The 16,253-nt window shown below is 73.2% G+C and carries 14 protein-coding genes and 1 pseudogene; 10 read left to right on the top strand and 5 right to left on the bottom strand.

Annotated elements, in window-relative coordinates; translation table 11 throughout:
* Positions 1–71: 71 nt before the first annotated feature.
* Positions 72–2,075, bottom strand: coding sequence for an acetate--CoA ligase (gene acs, locus GPA04_RS08435; RefSeq protein ID WP_156223647.1), 2,004 nt, complete (start codon positions 2,073–2,075; stop codon positions 72–74).
* Between the two features lie 117 nt (positions 2,076–2,192).
* Positions 2,193–3,317: a hypothetical protein gene (locus tag GPA04_RS08430; RefSeq protein ID WP_156223646.1), complete on the bottom strand. Its 1,125-nt coding sequence runs from the start codon at positions 3,315–3,317 to the stop codon at positions 2,193–2,195.
* 433 nt (positions 3,318–3,750) lie between these two features.
* Here GPA04_RS08430 and ssd point away from each other — a divergent pair, with 433 nt between their 5' ends.
* The 7 genes and pseudogenes from ssd to GPA04_RS08395 form a co-directional block, all read left to right on the top strand.
* The gene (gene ssd, locus GPA04_RS08425) at positions 3,751–4,755 is read left to right on the top strand and encodes a septum site-determining protein Ssd (protein ID WP_162458556.1); all 1,005 of its coding nucleotides are present in this window, start codon (positions 3,751–3,753) and stop codon (positions 4,753–4,755) included.
* A complete protein-coding gene (locus tag GPA04_RS08420; RefSeq protein ID WP_156223644.1) occupies positions 4,752–5,876 on the top strand; it encodes a TadA family conjugal transfer-associated ATPase in 1,125 nt (374 codons plus the stop codon). Before ssd ends, GPA04_RS08420 begins: the two co-directional genes overlap by 4 nt.
* Entirely contained in the window at positions 5,876–6,583 is a 708-nt protein-coding gene (locus GPA04_RS08415; RefSeq protein ID WP_156223643.1) for a hypothetical protein, read from the top strand. The genes GPA04_RS08420 and GPA04_RS08415 overlap by 1 nt, the downstream gene beginning before the upstream one ends.
* Positions 6,580–7,137: a secretion system protein gene (locus tag GPA04_RS08410; RefSeq protein WP_241680677.1), complete on the top strand. Its 558-nt coding sequence runs from the start codon at positions 6,580–6,582 to the stop codon at positions 7,135–7,137. Before GPA04_RS08415 ends, GPA04_RS08410 begins: the two co-directional genes overlap by 4 nt.
* A 285-nt stretch (positions 7,138–7,422) precedes the next feature.
* Positions 7,423–7,641 (top strand): DUF4244 domain-containing protein, encoded by a 219-nt coding sequence (locus tag GPA04_RS08405; RefSeq protein WP_241680676.1) that lies wholly within the window; start codon positions 7,423–7,425, stop codon positions 7,639–7,641.
* A 49-nt stretch (positions 7,642–7,690) separates the two neighbouring features.
* A complete protein-coding gene (locus GPA04_RS08400) occupies positions 7,691–8,017 on the top strand; it encodes a TadE family type IV pilus minor pilin (RefSeq protein ID WP_241680675.1) in 327 nt (108 codons plus the stop codon).
* A pseudogene (locus GPA04_RS08395) lies at positions 8,014–8,313 on the top strand (Rv3654c family TadE-like protein); the annotation flags it as partial. The gene GPA04_RS08400 and the pseudogene GPA04_RS08395, both read left to right, overlap by 4 nt.
* A gap of 12 nt (positions 8,314–8,325) precedes the next feature.
* Here GPA04_RS08395 and GPA04_RS08390 read toward each other — a convergent pair.
* Complete coding sequence (locus GPA04_RS08390) at positions 8,326–10,905, bottom strand: DEAD/DEAH box helicase (RefSeq protein ID WP_241680674.1); 2,580 nt, start codon at positions 10,903–10,905, stop codon at positions 8,326–8,328.
* Between the two features lie 273 nt (positions 10,906–11,178).
* Here GPA04_RS08390 and GPA04_RS08385 point away from each other — a divergent pair, with 273 nt between their 5' ends.
* Positions 11,179–11,418 carry a hypothetical protein gene (locus GPA04_RS08385; protein WP_156223640.1) on the top strand — a complete coding sequence of 80 codons (240 nt, stop codon included), beginning with the start codon at positions 11,179–11,181 and terminating at the stop codon, positions 11,416–11,418.
* A 17-nt stretch (positions 11,419–11,435) separates the two neighbouring features.
* Here the strand turns inward: GPA04_RS08385 and GPA04_RS08380 are convergent, their stop codons facing one another.
* Positions 11,436–12,431 carry a serine hydrolase domain-containing protein gene (locus tag GPA04_RS08380; RefSeq protein ID WP_156223639.1) on the bottom strand — a complete coding sequence of 332 codons (996 nt, stop codon included), beginning with the start codon at positions 12,429–12,431 and terminating at the stop codon, positions 11,436–11,438.
* A gap of 202 nt (positions 12,432–12,633) precedes the next feature.
* Between GPA04_RS08380 and GPA04_RS08375 the strand changes: the two genes are divergently transcribed.
* The gene (locus tag GPA04_RS08375) at positions 12,634–13,131 is read left to right on the top strand and encodes a metallophosphoesterase family protein (protein ID WP_241680707.1); all 498 of its coding nucleotides are present in this window, start codon (positions 12,634–12,636) and stop codon (positions 13,129–13,131) included.
* Positions 13,132–13,162: 31 nt separating this feature from the next.
* On the opposite strand, the gene GPA04_RS08370 is transcribed toward GPA04_RS08375, so the two are convergent.
* The gene (locus GPA04_RS08370; protein ID WP_156223637.1) at positions 13,163–13,765 is read right to left on the bottom strand and encodes a DUF998 domain-containing protein; all 603 of its coding nucleotides are present in this window, start codon (positions 13,763–13,765) and stop codon (positions 13,163–13,165) included.
* Between the two features lie 191 nt (positions 13,766–13,956).
* On the opposite strand from GPA04_RS08370, the gene GPA04_RS08365 reads away from it, so the two are divergent.
* Positions 13,957–16,251: a sodium-translocating pyrophosphatase gene (locus GPA04_RS08365; protein WP_156223636.1), complete on the top strand. Its 2,295-nt coding sequence runs from the start codon at positions 13,957–13,959 to the stop codon at positions 16,249–16,251.
* The last annotated feature ends 2 nt before the right edge of the window (positions 16,252–16,253 follow it).

The raw sequence follows: 16,253 nt of genomic DNA, 5'->3' as shown, positions 1-16,253 counted from the left end.
TCGACCACAGACGCACGCGAGCCCGACGGCGGAGCTCACCTCCGCCGTCGGGCTCTCGTCCGAGAGGTGGCTCAGTCGGCGGTGCCGGCGGAGCTGGACAACCCGGCCTGGATCAGCTGCATCACGCTGGAGTCGGCGAGCGTGGTGACGTCGCCGACCTGACGGTTCTCGGCGACGTCGCGCAGCAGCCGGCGCATGATCTTCCCGGACCGGGTCTTGGGCAGCTCGGCGACCACGAGGATCGACCGCGGCTTGGCGATCGGGCCGATCTCCTTGGCGACGTGGTTGCGCAGCTCCTGCACGATGTCCTGGCCCTCGCCGGGCTCGTCCGCCTGCTCGACGACCTCGCCGCGCAGGATCACGAACGCGACCACGGCCTGACCGGTGGTGTCGTCGGAGGCACCCACCACGGCGGCCTCGGCCACGTACGGGTGGGAGACGAGCGCGGACTCGATCTCCGTCGTCGAGAGCCGGTGGCCGGAGACGTTCATGACGTCATCGACGCGCCCGAGGAGCCAGACGTCGCCATCCTCGTCGAGCTTGGCGCCGTCGCCGGCGAAGTAGGTGCCGGGGAAGCGCGACCAGTACGTCTCCTTGAAGCGCTCCGGGTCGCCCCAGATGCCCCGCAGCATCGAGGGCCACGGCTCGTTGAGCACGAGGTAGCCGCCGCCACCGGGGCCGACCGCCTGACCGGCGTCGTCCCACACCTGCGCGGTGATGCCGGGCAGCGGCACCTGCGCCGACCCGGGCTTGGCCTCCGTGACGCCGGGGAGCGGGGAGATCATGATCGCGCCGGTCTCGGTCTGCCACCAGGTGTCCACCACCGGGGCCTTGTCGCCGCCGATCACGCGGCGGTACCAGATCCACGCCTCGGGGTTGATCGGCTCACCCACCGACCCGAGCAGGCGCAGCGAGGACAGGTCGTAGCCGGCCGGGATCGACTCTCCCCACTTCATGACGGTGCGGATCGCGGTGGGTGCGGTGTACAGGATGCTGACCTTGTACTTCTGCACGATGTCCCACCAGCGGCCCTTGTCCGGGCTGTCGGGCGTGCCCTCGTACATGACCTGGGTGGCGCCGTTGAGCAGCGGCCCGTAGACGACGTAGCTGTGACCGGTAACCCAGCCGATGTCGGCGGTGCACCAGTACACGTCGGTCTCGGGCTTGAGGTCGAACACGTACCTGTGGGTGAACGCGGACTGCGCGAGGTAGCCGCCGGTGGTGTGCAGGATGCCCTTGGGCTTCCCGGTGGTGCCGGAGGTGTAGAGGATGAAGAGCGGGTGCTCGGCGTCGAGGTCGACCGGCTGGTGGACCTCGGCGGCGCCGCCCACGGCCTCCTCCCACCACACGTCGCGACCGGGCGTCCACTCCACGTCCTGACCGGTGCGCTTGACCACCAGCACGTGCTCGACGGTGGTCTCGCCCTTGGCGAGCGCCTCGTCCACGGCGGGCTTGAGGGCGCTGGGCTTGCCGCGGCGGTAGCCGCCATCGGAGGTGATGACCAGCTTCGCCTCGGCGTCGGTGATCCGGCTGTACAGCGCCTCGGCGGAGAAGCCGCCGAACACCACCGAGTGGGTGGCGCCGATCCGGGCGCAGGCGAGCATCGCGATCGCCGCCTCCGGGATCATCGGCAGGTAGATGGCCACCCGGTCGCCGGTCTGGACGCCCAGCTCACCGAGGGCGTTGGCCGCCTTGCTGACCTCGCGCTGCAGGTCGGCGTAGGTGATCGTGCGGACGTCGCCCGGCTCACCCTCGAAGTGGATCGCGACCCGGTCGCCGTTCCCGGCCTCGACGTGCCGGTCGACCGCGTTGTAGGCGGCGTTGAGGGTGCCGTCGGCGAACCACTGCGCGAACGGCGGGTTGCTCCAGTCGAGGGTCTGCGTGAAGGGTCGCGACCAGCTGAGCAGCTCGCGGGCCTGCTTCGCCCAGAACTCGAGCCGGTCGGCTGCCGCCTCCTGGTAGAGCTCCGGTCCGGCGTTGGCCTGCGCGGCGAACTCCTCGCTGGGTGGGAAACGCCGCGTCTCGTGAAGCAGGTTCTCCAGGGCGGGGGAGCTGGGCGGGGTCTGGTCGGTCATCTTCAGCACTCCAACGACGACGGTGGTGATAATCCGGGACCACCCTAGAACCACCGGCCGACTTCGGTGCCGCGAGATGCCCGACGGCGTCTCGACCCCTGGTCGTCGAGCGGTGCCTCAGGCGCCGATCGCGGCCTTGCGACGCTCCTCGCGGCGGCCCTGGCGGCGGGCGCCGTGCGAGACCACGCCGACCATGATCAGGGCCACGCCGTAGACGGCGAGGCGGCCGGAACGGGCGTCCGCCAGCAGGTGGTCGACGATGTTCTGCCCCAGCTGCTCGAGCGCCTGCACCAGGGTTCCCTGGTACTCGGTGACCAGATCCATCGCCTCGGTGTTGAAGACGATGAAGGCGATGCCGACCGCCGCGGTGATCGTGCCGACCAGGATCACCCCGACCGAGGACCAGCGTGCTGCGAGCAGCACGAAGAACAGGCACAGCAGGCCACCGGCGAGCTCCAGCGGGCCGGCCCAGTTGAACTCGCCGCCGTTGGTGAGGTTGAAGTTCATCCGCTCGCCGCCGTCGGCGATCAGGTACCAGGCGACCGGCGCGAACACGATCGAGATGAGGATGCTCCACCAGTGCGCGGCGGCGCGGGAGGCGGGACCCTCGTCGAAGTCCTTGAAGGGGTCTTCCTCGCCGGTGGTGGACGTCGAGGTGGTGGCGGGCATCGTCCGGGTGGACGAGGAGTCGGTGCCGGCCGGGTCGGCGACACCCGGGGCGCCCCGGGTGGCGACCGCGCCGGCACCCGCGCCTGCTGCAGCGGCGACCGGGACGCGGGAGGTCTGCTCCTCGCCGGAGGACGTGGCCTGGTTCTCGGAGCCGGCGTCGCCCTCGCTGCGGGGCCGGCCGAAGCGGCGGGCGCGCTCGTCGCGGATCGCGTCGTCCTCCTCGGCCGTGGGGAACGCGGTCGTGGCGGCGCCGCGGTCGGACTCGCCGCCGTCGACCTCGGCGAACGGGTCGTCACGCTGCTGCGTGGGCTGTCCCACGTGGGTCTCGTCCGGGAGGGGAGCCGGTGAGGCCGGGTAGGAGGTGCCCGGGCGCTCGTCAGGGTCCTGCGCGGGCGCGCCGGTCTCAGCGGGCTGCTCGAGGGTGGCCTCGTGCGCGGGCGTCTCGTTCACGCGGCGGGGCTCCACGCGCGTGGGCTCCTCACCGGTCTGCTCGACCGGGCGTGGCTCGACCGACCCCTGGCCGGTCTCGGCCGAGTGGTCAGCGGGGCCGCTGCGGTTCTCGTCGGTGCTCATGAGGTACTCCCAGCTGTCGTGGAACGCCTTCACGGTAACGGCCGGGGTGCTGGCGGCTCGGGTGGCGCGCCGTAGCCGGTCCTCGCAACGACGGCGCCTGCGCGGCGCCGTCGTCGACCTCATCCGACGGTGGGTTAGCAGGCGTGCACAGGGTCGATACGGGCTAGCCGTTCGCCCAGTCCTATTCGTGGACTGTTCGCGCGTGGGTTCCCACCGCCGGGATGAAGTTGTGCTCCTTGTCTACTCCTCTCGGCGGCATTTGGGAAGGACTTGGAGGGACTTCGACGGACTTCCACGGGGCTCGGCACCGTGCTCGTCGGTTGTCCACAGGTGCGGCCCGATGCACCGCTGTCCACAGCACCCCTACCGCGCCGGAGCGTGTCGTGGCGGGGCGCCGCATGCTGGCTGGCCAGGACGACGGAAGGGGTCGGTGATGTCGGGAGTCGCGGTCGCGCTGCGCTCGTCAGATCCTGCGGTGGTCGAGGCGGTGCGGTCGATCGCGGCGCTCGCGGAGCTGCCGCTGGTGGTGCATCCACCCGGTGCAGCGCTGCCGGAGGCGGGTCTGCTGCTGGACAGCGTGGCGGAGGTGAGCGCGGACGACCCGGACTGGCGCCGGCCGGGCGGGCGGTTCGCCTGGGTGGCGGTGGAGCGTGGCCTGACGGCGCCCGACGGCGGAGCGTGCCTCGTGCTTCCCGAGACCGCCGAGGAGCTGTTGGTCAGGATCCGGGCGGTCAGCGCTCGTCGGCGTGCCCGGGTGATCGGTGTCGTCGGTGCGCGCGGCGGCGCGGGGGCCTCGAGCCTCGCCGCCGTGCTGGCGCGCACGTGCGCCGACAGGGAGCTGTCGGTGGCGCTGGTCGATCTCGATCTGGACCACGGCGGCCTCGACGTGCTGATCGGCTCCGAGCACGAGGCGGGCCTGCGGTGGGCCGACCTGGGCGGCGAGCAGGGCGGTTTCGCACCCGCGGACCTGGCGTCGGGGCTGCCGATGTGGCACGGCGTGCGGCTGCTGTCGGGCGACCTGCGCTCGGTGGGCTCACCGCCCTCGGAGGAGACCTTGACGGCGTTGGGTGACGCGCACGACGTCGTCGTGCTCGACCTGCCGCGGGCTGCCGCACGCACGGGTGGGCTGGCGGGTCGGTGGTGCGACACGGTGCTGGCGGTCGCCGTGTGCGACGTGCCGTCCGCGGCGGGGGCGCAGGCCTTGGCGCGGTCGCTGTCCGGTCTGGATCTGCGGCTCGTGGTGCGCGGACCGGCGCCGGGCGGCCTGCAGCCGGCGGACCTCGCAGCCACGTGCGGTGTGCCGCTGCTGCACGGGATGGCACCGGAGCGATCGCTGGCCGCAGCGCTGGAGCGTGGGGTCGCACCCGGGGATCACCGCCGTGGACCGCTGGTCCGTGCCGCCCGGAAGATCGTGGACGCGCTGGGCCTGGCGCCGTGACGAGCACGCAGCCGCTCGACGGCGTGCGTGCCCGGCTGCTCGACGCGCCGGGTCTCGACCGAGCCGTCCGCGGCAGCGGCGTGGTCGGGGACCGGGCACGGCTGCAGCTGGACCGTGCGGCACGCGCCGAGCTGCTGGGCGCGGGGGCGTTGCAACCCCTGCTCGAGGACCCGCTCGTCACGGACGTGCTGGTGAACGGCGGGCACGGCGTCTGGGTGGACCGCGGCGCGGGTCTGGAGCGCACGGATGTGGTGGTCGAGGACGCGCGGGCGCTGGCTGCCCGGTTGGCGACGCTGGCGGGCCAACGGCTCGACGACGCGGTGCCGGTGGTCGATGGCCGGTTGCCCGACGGGTCGCGGCTGCACGCCGTGCTCGCGCCGGTGGCGGCCGAGGGCGCGCACATCAGCCTCCGCACGCTGCGGCGTCGGGCGTTCACGGTGGCGGACCTGCGGCGGCTGGGGTTCCTCGACGACGTCGGCGCCCAGGTGCTGCAACGCCTGGTGGAGGTGAGGGCGAACGTCCTGGTCAGCGGCGCGACCGGGTCGGGCAAGACCTCGCTGCTGGCGTGCGCGCTGTCCCTGGTCCCGGCCACGGAGCGGATCGTGTGCATCGAGGAGGCCGCCGAGCTGGCGCCCACGCACCCGCACGTGGTGCACCTGCAGGTCCGTCGCGCGAACGTGCAGGGCGCCGGTGGCATCGGGCTCGACGTGCTGGTGCGCACCGCGATGAGGATGCGGCCGGACCGGTTGATCCTCGGCGAGTGCCGTGGCGGCGAGGTGCGGGAGGTGCTCGGCGCGCTGAACACCGGCCACGACGGCGGCTGGGCCACCGTGCACGCCAACTCCGCGGACGACGTGCCGGCGCGGCTGGTGGCGCTCGGCGCGCTCGCCGGGCTGACGCCGGCCGCCGTGGCGGTGCAGGCGCGCGCGGCGATCGACGCGGTGCTGCACCTGCGGCGCGACGCCGAGGGTCGCCGCGTGCTCGCCCAGGTGGGTGTGCTCGTCGCCGACGGCCCCGATGGCATGCGGTGCGAGGCTGCGCTCACTCGCGCAGCGGGCGGCATGGTGACCGCCGCGGCATGGGACCAGCTCGGCAGCGTCCTCGATCGCGGAGCCCGCTGATGCGGGTCCTGGTGGTGGCGCTGCTGCTGCTGGCGGGCTGGGTGCTCACGGTCTCCGGCCGGTCCAGCCCGCGGGACCGGCCGGGGTGGCAGCACCGGTTCCGGACCTGGCGGCTCGGTCGGGTGACCCGACGCGGCCGCCCGGATGTGACCCGGGTGCTGGTCGAGGTCGCCACGCGGCTACGCGCAGGCACCCAGCTGACCGAGGCGTGGCGGCGGTCGCTCCCCGACCCGGCACCGCCGTGGGCGGGTGAGGTGATGGGCGCGGCCGGTGCGGGGATGATCGCGGCGACCGCTGTCACCGGTCCGCGAGCGCGGGCACCGGCCCCGGGCAGGTGGTGGCGTCGACGTGCGCCGCACGCCGGTCCCGACGTCGCCGCGGCCGTGGCGGCGTGCCGGTTGGCCGCGCGGACGGGTGCGCCGCTGGCCGAGATCATCGACGTGGTCGTGGCGGGTGTCGCGGAGGCGGCGGATGCCGACGAGCTGCGCCGCACCGCGCTCGCCGGCCCCCGAGCCACCGCGCGGCTGCTCGCCTGGTTGCCCGCCGGCGGGATCGCTCTCGGGACGATGCTGGGTGCTGACCCGCTCGCGGTGCTGCTGGGCGGCGGTGTGGGCGGGCTGTGCCTGGTGGGCGGTGGTGCGCTGTTCCTGCTCGGGCACCGCTGGGTGCGGGCGCTCGTCGCTGAGGCGGAACGAGCGGGCAGGTGAGCTGGCCGGAGCCCGACGTCGGGCTGCTTCTTCTCGCGCTCGCGGTGCTGGCCTGCCTGCCGTGGGCACGTCGACCGCTGCGGGCGTCGCGCGCGCTGCCGGTCCGCGCGTCGCGGCGCCACCGGTCCGCGCGCGAGCTCGTCGACGGTGCGGTGGTGCTCGACCTCGTCCGTGCCGCGCTGGCCTCCGGCGTCGACGTGGTGGGTGCGATCGAGGCGGTGGGCGCGGCGTTGCCCGGTGATCAGGGCACGCCCTACCTGCGCGCGGCGAAGGCGTTGCGGCTCGGCGCCGCCTGGGAGGTCGCCTGGCCGGTGCCGTCGGCGGCCGCAGACGCGCTGGCACCTGCCTGGACCGATGGCGTCGACCCCGAGCCGCTGCTGGTTCACGCGGCAGCGGCGATCCGCCGTACCCGGCAGGCCAGGGCCAGGGAGGCGGCCGCTCGCCTCGGGGTGCGCCTGGTGCTCCCGCTGGGCCTGTGTCTGCTGCCCGCGTTCGTGCTGCTCGGGCTGGTACCGGTGCTGCTCGCCGCCGGCCTCGAGCTCTGGGGTGCCTGAGTCTCTGCTCCCGAGCGCCTGCGCCGGAGTGGGTGGGTCGACCCGTTCACCGATCACTGGGCTACCGCGCCGTCGTGGACATGACGAATCTCGCCGTGCGCTGACTCCTCGCCACCGCCCTGGGGTTTCGGGGGCTCTCGATGTCCGCGGTCATCCACAGGTACCCCCCGATGCACCTGCATCCACAGCAGTGGGTCACCGGCGCAGCGGGAACCTGCCCGACCCCGCGACGCTCGTGGTCCGGTGGTGCGAACCGCGCACCACCCAGGCATGAGGAGGTCATGGATGAGGGACTCACGACTCAGCCGCACTGCGGCTGCCCTGCGCGTCCGGTGGCGGGCGCTGCAGGAGCGCGGCGAGGCGGGGATGGCAACCGCCGAGTACGCGATCGGCACACTGGCCGCGGTCGGGTTCGCCGGGCTGCTGCTGGTGATCCTGCGGAGCGAGCAGGTGCGCTCGATGCTGCTGGGCATCGTCCAGAGCGCGCTCTCGGTCGGCGGCTGAGATGGCCGCCGTCGGGAGGCAGCGCCGGCAACCGCGTGACCGCGGTTCGGTGACAGCCGAGCTGGCGCTCGGCCTCCCGGCGGTGGTGCTCGCCCTCGTCGTGGTGCTGCTCGTGGGAGCCGCCGCCGTGGCGCAGGTGAGGTGCACCGACGCCGCGCGCGCCGCCGCCCGGGCGGCAGCGCTCGGCGAGGACCACGCCACCGTGGTCGCGATCGCCACCGATCTGGCAGGTGAGGAGGCGCAGGTAGCGGTCAGCGAGTCCGGCGGGTGGCTCACCGTGATCGTGACTCGACCGCTCTCGACCGGGTGGCTCGGCGGGTCGATGCTGACGGCGCGCGCCGAGGTCAGCATCCCCGCAGAGCCGGGCGACCCATGACACCGCCGCGCAGGCGCGACCCCGAGCGGGGCGCCGCCACGGTCCTGCTCCTGGCCGTCGTGGCGGTCGCGCTGGTCGTGGCCGTGGGAGCCGTCGCGCTGGCGAGAGCGGCGAACGCTCGGGGCACCGCCCAGGCAGCCGCCGATCTCGCAGCGATCGCCGCGGCGCAGGCAGCGCAGCGGCCAGGCGACGGCGACCCGTGTGCCGTCGCCGCCCGCGTGGTCGGGGTCAACGGTGCTGCCCTGCAGCATTGTCGGGTGCAGCCCGGTGGCAACGTCGAGGTGGACGTGGTGGTGCGGGTCGAGCCGCTACCGGGCTGGCGCACCAGCGCGAGCGCGAGCGCCCGGGCCGGACCGGTCGTCAGCGGCGGACTGCGCGAGCAGCAGGTCGAGCACGCGGCGAGCGCCGGCTTTGCTCAACGGGTTGTTGCCGTTGCCGCACTTGGGGGACTGCACGCACGCGGGGCAGCCGTCGCGGCAGGGGCACGAGGCCACCGCGTCACGCGTCGCCCGTATCCACGAGCGCGCCGCGGTGAAGCCGCGCTCGGAGAAGCCGGCGCCTCCGGGATAGCCGTCGTAGACGAACACGGTGGGCATGAAGGTGTCCTGGTGCAGCGCGGTCGAGAGGCCGCCGATGTCCCATCGGTCGCACGTGGCGATCAGCGGCAGCAACCCGATGCTGGCGTGCTCGGCCGCGTGCAGGGCTCCGGGCAGCTCGTCCGGGCCGATGCCGGCGTCGGCGAGCACGCTGGTCTCGACCGTCCACCACACGGCCGCGGTCCGCAGCACGCGTTCCGGGAGGTCGAGCGGGTAGGTGCCGATGAGGTCGAGACCGGGCAGCCGACGGCGGTCGTACCCGACCACCCGCGAGGTCACCTCGATCGATCCGCGATGCCACGTGAACGGCCCCCACGCCTGCTGGTCCCGGACCCCGAGGATCCGCACGTGCCGGTCGGACCGTGCCCGCGTGCGGAACGGCGGCCGCTCGCTGACCACGAGCGCGACGTCGTCCTCGTACTGGGTCACCCGGAACGTGCGTCCCTGGTGGGTGTAGATCGCGCCCTCGTGCACCACGGCGTCGGCGCGCGCGCCGTCGACCGTGCCGACCACGGCGCCGGTGGCCTCCTCGACCACCGCGACCACGGCATCGCCACCACCGCGCAGGTCGGTCAGGCTCTGCGGGGTCTCCTGGCGGTCGTAGTTCCAGTACCAGGACCGACCGCGGCGGCGCAGCAGCCCGCGTGCCACCAGCTCGTCGAGCAGGACGTCGTCGGGAAGGCCGAACCGCGGCAGGTCGGCGGCGGTGATCGGCAGCTCGCCCGCGGCTGCGCACAGGTGCGGCGCCAGCACATAGGGGTTGGCCGGATCGAACGCGGTGGCCTCGACCGGCGCACCGAAGATCGCCTGCGGGTGGCGGAGCAGGTAGGTGTCCAAGGGGTCGTCCGAGGCGACCAGCACGGCCAGGCCCTCAGCCCCCGCGCGCCCGGCGCGGCCGATCTGCTGCCACAGCGATGTCCGTGTACCTGGCCAGCCCGCGATCAGCACGGCGTCGAGGCCGGCGATGTCGACCCCCAGCTCCAGCGCGTTGGTGGTCGCCAGCGCCAGCAGCTCTCCGCTGCGGAGCGCCCGCTCCAGCTCGCGCCGCTCCTCGGGCAGGTAGCCGCCGCGATACGCGGCCACCGAGCCGGACCCGACCGCTGGTTGCTCATCCCAGTCCGGGCCCGGGCCCGGGTCCGCGGCCGCCGCCTCGGCCGGCCCGAGGCCCTGCCGCTGCGCGGTGCCGGCCCCACCTGGCGGCTGCCACTGCGGCTTCAGCCGGCTGCGCGCGTGGTCGGCGATCACCTCCGCACCGAGCCGCGAGCGGACGAACGCCAGGGTCCGCCGCCGTGCCGAGACGAGGTCCACCAGCAGATCCGCGACCTCGCTCAGCGTCGACCGGCGTGGGGCGTCGGGCGTTCCCGAGATCGGGGCGTCGTCGTCGACCTCGGCGATCCCGTTCATGCCGTGGGGATCCTCGGGATCGAGACCGTCGACCAGCGGCGGCTGCCACAGCGCCACCGTGCGCCGCCCGGCCGGCGAACCATCCTCGGTGACCGCCGCCACCGCTCCGGGCTCCACACCGAGCAGCCGAGCGGCCGTCCCGGCCGGGTCCCCGGTGGTCGCCGAGGCCATCACCACCGTGGGGCTCGCGCCGTAGTGCTCGGCGACCCGGAGCAGCCGCCGCAGCACCAACGACACGTGCGCACCCATGACGCCGCGGTAGGCGTGGCACTCGTCGACCACGACGAACCGCAGCCCGCGCAGCAGCCGCTGCCACCTGCGGTGCCCCGGCAGCATCGAGAAGTGCAGGAAGTCGGGGTTGCTCAGCACGATGTCCGCGTGCGAGCGCGCCCAGTCCCGCTCCTCCATGCCGGTGTCGCCGTCGACCGTCGTGGCCCGGACGTCACGGATCCCGGCACTGTCCAGGAGCGTCTGCAGCCCGTGCAGCTGATCGGCGGCGAGCGCCTTCGTGGGCGAGAGGTAGAGCGCGGTGGGGCGGCGCGAGAGCTCGGACAACCGACCCTCCGGGCGGGATGCCCGGATCGCCGTCACGGCGCTGAGCCACGCCGGCAACGACTTGCCCGAACCGGTCGAGGTCGCGATCACCACGTGCCGACCCGACCACGCGTGCTCGGCGGCCTCGGTCTGGTGCCGCCACGGCAGCTCGATGCCCCGCGCCCGGTAGCCGGCGACCAGCTCCCGGTCGGCCCACCCGGGCCAGGTTCCCGTGACGGCCTCGCGTGCCGGCAGGTGCTCCAGGTGCACGAGGCAGTCGCGCTCGCGCTCACCGGTCAGCAGCACGCCGAGCGTGCGCGAGGCGGACGCCGCCACCGCACCACCTGCCTGCACCCACCCATTGTGCGCGCCGTCACCGACACGAGCGCACCGCGGGCCAGCGGCCGGGGGCGGTCGCAACGTTCGCGACCGCCCCCGGCGCGGCGTCCCAGGCTCGACCGACGCGACCGTGCCCCCCAGCGACGACCGCGATCTGTGCCACCATCCCGTGGCTCATGAGACCTTCGGCACACTAATCCGACGCGCCGACATCGGCGCGGGGAGAACTACCCGCGGACACGGCAGCGTGACCTCGCGCGTGCGACGCCGCGTTGGCAGGATGGCGCCATGACGCACGACGTGCCGCCCTGGGGATCACCCGAGCCGGATCGGCAGGAGCCTGTGCTCGGCCAGCCGGACCCCGTCCCTGCGCTGACGTGCCCCGCGTGCTCGGGGGTCTCCTTCAGCGAGGAGGAGGGCCGCATGCAGACCCGGTGGGGGATGGGCAGTCACATCTTCACGATCCGGGTGTGCAACCGCTGCCGCCACGCGCTGCTCTTCCACCAGGGCGGCGGCATGGCGTTCTGAGCCGCCGCTGAGCAGGCTCAGAGCAGCGTGTCCCACATCTCCCAGGCACCTTCCGTGGTGCCGCTCAGCACGGTGCGGGTGACGCCCTCGCTGCGGTCGTGGCGGCTGAGGAAGGACACCCCGGCGTCCTCGCCGACGAGCTGGGGGTCGATGTCGCCCTCTGCGCTGGGCCGCAGCCAGAAGCCGAGGCCGTAGTCGCTGGGTCCGTCGGGGACCTCGACCTGGGTGCGGATCATCTCCTCGACCGTCCCTGCGGTCACGATCGAGCCGGCCAGCAGCGCCGTCCAGAACCGGTGCATGTCGGCCACGGTCGTGTAGAGACCGCCGTCACCGTTGCCGAGGATCGGCAGGTGGAAGACGTTGCTGATCGCGTCCTCGTCCTCGCTGAGGTAGCCGAGCGCCGTGTCCGGGGGGAGTCGGTCGGAGCGGAAGAACCCGGACGCCACCATGCCTGCCGGTTCCAGCACCCGGGTGCGGACGAGCTCGTGGTACATGCTGCCGGAGGCGCGCTCGGCGAGCAGCGCGAGCACCAGGAATCCGCCGTTGCAGTACGCGAACCGCTCACCGGGTGGGAACGCCTGAGGGTGCCCGGCCAGATCGGGCAGGAAGGCCGACGTCGTCAGGTACTCCTGGACCGGGCGGCTCAGCACGTAGTCGGCGGTGTCGAGCTCCTCCTCGTCGAGGTAGTCACCGATGCCCGAGGTGTGGGTCAGCAGGTGGCGGATGGTGACGGCGTCGTCGATCAGCGGCAGGTCCTCGCCGAGGAGCTCGCGCGCGAGCGTGTCGAAGCCGACGGCGCCCTCCTCGACCAGCGAGGCGATCACGAGCGCCGTCATGCCCTTCGAGCCGGACGCGACGGCGAACCGCGTGTCACGGGTGACGGGGGTGCCGGTGCTCCGGTTCGCCAGCCCGTAGGGCAGGACGAGCTCGTCGGACCCGCCGAGGACGGCGACGACCCCCGTGAACCTGTTCTCGTGGGCAGCACGGTCGAGCGAGTCGGTGATCGTCGGCATGCTGGCGAGGGTAGGGGTGCAGCCGCCCTGCGGGCCATCCGATACTTCGACGGCGGGATCTCCCGTCGCACCCCACAGCCCACCACCGCCAGCCCGCCGTCGGTATCGTCTTCGGGTGCGCACCACCGGGGGCGAGGTCCAGCCCGAGCCGAGCCGCCAGAGCGCCGAGCCGGCGCAGACGGAGGGTCCGGTCCGGGTCCTCCTGCTGGCCGACACCCACGTGCCGGCCCGGGCCCGTGTGCTGCCCGCCCAGGTGTGGGACCGGGTCGAGTCCGCCGACCTGGTGATCCATGCCGGCGACTGGGTCACCGCCGGGCTGCTGGACGAGCTGGTCGACCGGTCACGTCGGCTGCTCGCGTGCTGGGGGAACAACGACGGTCCCGAGCTGCGGGCGCGGTTGCCCGAGCTGGCTGTCGCGACGGTCGCGGGCGTGCGGATCGGGGTGGTCCACGAGACGGGCGCGAGCACCGGCAGGCAGGCGCGGATGCGGGCGGCGTACCCCGAGCTCGACCTGCTCGTGTTCGGCCACAGCCACATCCCGTGGGACACCGAGGCGGACGGGCTGCGGCTCCTCAACCCCGGCTCGCCGACCGACCGGCGGCGGCAGCCGCACTGCACGTTCATGACGGCGACCCTCCTCGCGGGCCGCGTGGAGGACGTCCGGCTGCACCGGCTGCCACCGCGCACACGGAGCCGCTGACAGGGTCAGCTTCTCCTCGAACGTCCCCGCGTCAGCCGGGCTGAGCGGCGACGACCAGCAGCAGCCACGCGAGCCAGCCGAGCGCACCGGTCAGCGTGAGCCGCTGCGTGATCCCCGCTCGCGGCGAGCCCGCCTCCCAGGCCCGGACGAAGGCGGCGACGCCGATCCCGATGACGACCGCCAGCACCCCCGAGACCCATCGCAGCGCGGTCGGCAGCTCCGGCGTCGCGGCAGCGAGGAGCGGGAGCACGGGCAGCAGGAGGAACACGACGGCGCCGGCCTGGTCGTGGCGCTGGTGACGCCGGGAGAACGACGGCGGGTCGCCGTCGGGGGTACCGGGCGGGTAACCCCGCCCCGGGTCCATCGGGTACACGCCGGAGGCGACGAGCCCGATGCCGAGCACCACCACACCCACGGCCAGCAGCCACGACGTCGCCCACAGCCCCGCACCTCCCAGGGCGACCAGCGCACCGCACACCAGGAAGCTCACCGTCTGCACCCAGCCGCGGCTGCCGAGGGCGAGTGCACTCACGGGGTGGCGCACCAGGCTGTAACCCGGGCGCGCAAGTCCCTCGAGCGTCGAGACGAGCAGGAACACGGCCGCACCGACGGCGCCCGCGATCAGCACCGGCACCCCCACGTCTGCCTCACGCGGGCCACGGTAGCCAACACCATCCGGCGGCACGTCGAGGCCGTTCCCGGGCGCGCCCGGGCCTGTGTTCGATGCAACCTCCGGGCTGGCCTAGACTGCCGCCTCAGGCGCTGGGGGACGTTCCCGATGATGACCCCGACAGCCACCGGTACGCACCACGTCATGGAGGACGGATGCCCTCGCTCGGTACGAGCAGTCTTGTCATTGTCGCGATCATCGGCGTGGTGGCGATCGCCTCCCTGGTGATCTCCGCCGTGCTGCGGCGCCAGGTCCTCGCTGCGCCCGACGGCACACCCAAGATGCAGGAGATCGCCGGCGCGATCCAGGAGGGCGCGTCTGCGTTCCTCACGCGCCAGTTCAAGACCCTCGCGATCTTCGCGGTGCTGGTCTTCGGCCTGCTGTTCCTGCTGCCGGGCGACACCGGGATCAAGGTCGGCCGTTCGGTCGCCTTCTTGTTCGGGGCCGCGTTCTCCGCCGCGATCGGCTACCTCGGCATGTGGCTCGCCACGCGCGCGAACCTGCGGGTCGCCGCGGCCGCGATGCACCCGAACGGCCGGGTCGAGGGGGCGCGGATCGCGTTCCGCACCGGTGGCGTGGTCGGCATGGGCGTGGTCGGCCTCGGCCTGCTCGGTGCCGCCGCCGTGGTGCTCCTCTTCGGCATCGAGGCGCCCGCCGTGCTCGAGGGCTTCGGGTTCGGTGCGGCGCTGCTCGCGATGTTCATGCGCGTGGGCGGCGGCATCTTCACCAAGGCCGCCGATGTCGGCGCCGACCTGGTGGGCAAGGTCGAGCAGCACATCCCCGAGGACGACCCGCGCAACGCCGCCACGATCGCCGACAACGTCGGAGACAACGTCGGCGACTGCGCCGGCATGGCCGCCGACCTCTTCGAGTCCTACGCCGTCACCCTGGTCGCAGCGCTCATCCTGGGCAAGGCGACCATGGGCGAGCAGGGCCTGATCTTCCCGCTGATCGTCACGGCGATCGGTGCGCTGGTCGCCGTGCTCGGCGTGGTCATCACGCGCGTCCGTGGTGACGAGTCGGGCCTGACGGCGATCAACCGCGGCTTCTACATCTCCGCGATCGTCGGTGCGGTGCTCGCCGGCGTCGCCGCCTTCGTCTACCTGCCGAGCGCGTTCAGCTCGCTCACCCCCGGCAGCGAGATCGTCGACCTCTCCGGTCTCACCGGGGATCCTCGCCTCGTCGCCGCCGTCGCGGTGCTGATCGGCGTGGTCCTGGCGGGAGTCATCCTCTGGCTGACCGGCTACTTCACCGACACCAACAAGCGCCCCACCATCCAGGTGGCCGCCTCCACCCGGACCGGTGCCGCCACCGTGGTGCTGTCCGGCATCGGCGTCGGGTTCCACTCGGCCGTGTACACCGCCGGCGTCATCAGCGCCGCCCTGTGCGGCCTGTTCCTGCTCGCCTCCGGCAACCTATGGCTGTCGCTGTTCCTCATCGCGCTCGCGGGCTGCGGTCTGCTCACCACGGTCGGTGTCATCGTCGCGATGGACACCTTCGGCCCGGTCAGCGACAACGCCCAGGGCATCGCCGAGATGAGCGGTGACGTCAACGAGGAGGGCGCTCAGACCCTCACCGACCTCGACGCTGTCGGCAACACCACCAAGGCGATCACCAAGGGCATCGCGATCGCGACCGCCGTGCTCGCCGCCACCGCGCTCTTCGGCTCCTACGCCGATGCGGTCATCACGGCGCTCGGCTCGACCAGCGAGTTCGCCGACGACGTGGTCGCCGCGCTGTTCAGCTACTCGATCATCTCGCCGATGACCCTGGTCGGCGTGATCATCGGAGCCTCGGTCGTGTTCCTGTTCTCGGGCCTGGCGGTCGACGCCGTCACCCGGGCCGCGGGTGCGATCGTCCTCGAGGTCCGCCGCCAGTTCCGCGAGATCCCCGGCATCATGACCGGCGAGACCCGCCCGGAGTACGGCAAGGTCGTCGACATCTGCACCAAGGACTCGCTCCGCGAGCTCGCGACCCCCGGCCTGCTGGCCGCGTTCGCCCCGATCGCCGTGGGCTTCGGCCTGGGCGTCGGCCCGCTGGCGGGCTTCCTCGCCGGTGCGATCGCGTGCGGTGTGCTGATGGCGGTGTTCCTCGCGAACTCCGGCGGTTCCTGGGACAACGCGAAGAAGATCGTCGAGGACGGTCATCACGGCGGCAAGGGCTCACCCGCCCACGAGGCCGCGGTGATCGGTGACACGATCGGTGACCCGTTCAAGGACACCGCCGGTCCGGCGATCAACCCGCTGATCAAGGTCATGAACCTGGTCTCGGTGCTGATCGCACCCGCGATCGTGGCCGTCAGCATCGAGGGCGACCACACGCTCCGCATCGGTATCGCCCTGGTCGCCGCAGCCGTGGCGGCCGCCGCGATCATCTCCTCGCGGATCCGGGCGTCCAGGACCGACGCCGAGAACGAGGAGCAGGCCGAGCGCGACGCCGTCGACGCCTGATC

This window comes from Pseudactinotalea suaedae, from assembly GCF_009733815.1.
Classification (GTDB): Bacteria; Actinomycetota; Actinomycetes; order Actinomycetales; family Beutenbergiaceae; genus Pseudactinotalea; species Pseudactinotalea suaedae.
This window is presented reverse-complemented; position numbering and strand designations above follow the sequence as displayed.

Coding starts and splice junctions, on each gene's coding strand:
- acs (WP_156223647.1), bottom strand. CDS start 2,075: ATGACCGACCAGACCCCGCCCAGCTCCCCCGCCCTGGAGAACCTGCTT.
- GPA04_RS08430 (WP_156223646.1), bottom strand. CDS start 3,317: ATGAGCACCGACGAGAACCGCAGCGGCCCCGCTGACCACTCGGCCGAG.
- ssd (WP_162458556.1), top strand. CDS start 3,751: ATGTCGGGAGTCGCGGTCGCGCTGCGCTCGTCAGATCCTGCGGTGGTC.
- GPA04_RS08415 (WP_156223643.1), top strand. CDS start 5,876: ATGCGGGTCCTGGTGGTGGCGCTGCTGCTGCTGGCGGGCTGGGTGCTC.
- GPA04_RS08405 (WP_241680676.1), top strand. CDS start 7,423: ATGAGGGACTCACGACTCAGCCGCACTGCGGCTGCCCTGCGCGTCCGG.
- GPA04_RS08385 (WP_156223640.1), top strand. CDS start 11,179: ATGACGCACGACGTGCCGCCCTGGGGATCACCCGAGCCGGATCGGCAG.
- GPA04_RS08380 (WP_156223639.1), bottom strand. CDS start 12,431: ATGCCGACGATCACCGACTCGCTCGACCGTGCTGCCCACGAGAACAGG.
- GPA04_RS08365 (WP_156223636.1), top strand. CDS start 13,957: ATGCCCTCGCTCGGTACGAGCAGTCTTGTCATTGTCGCGATCATCGGC.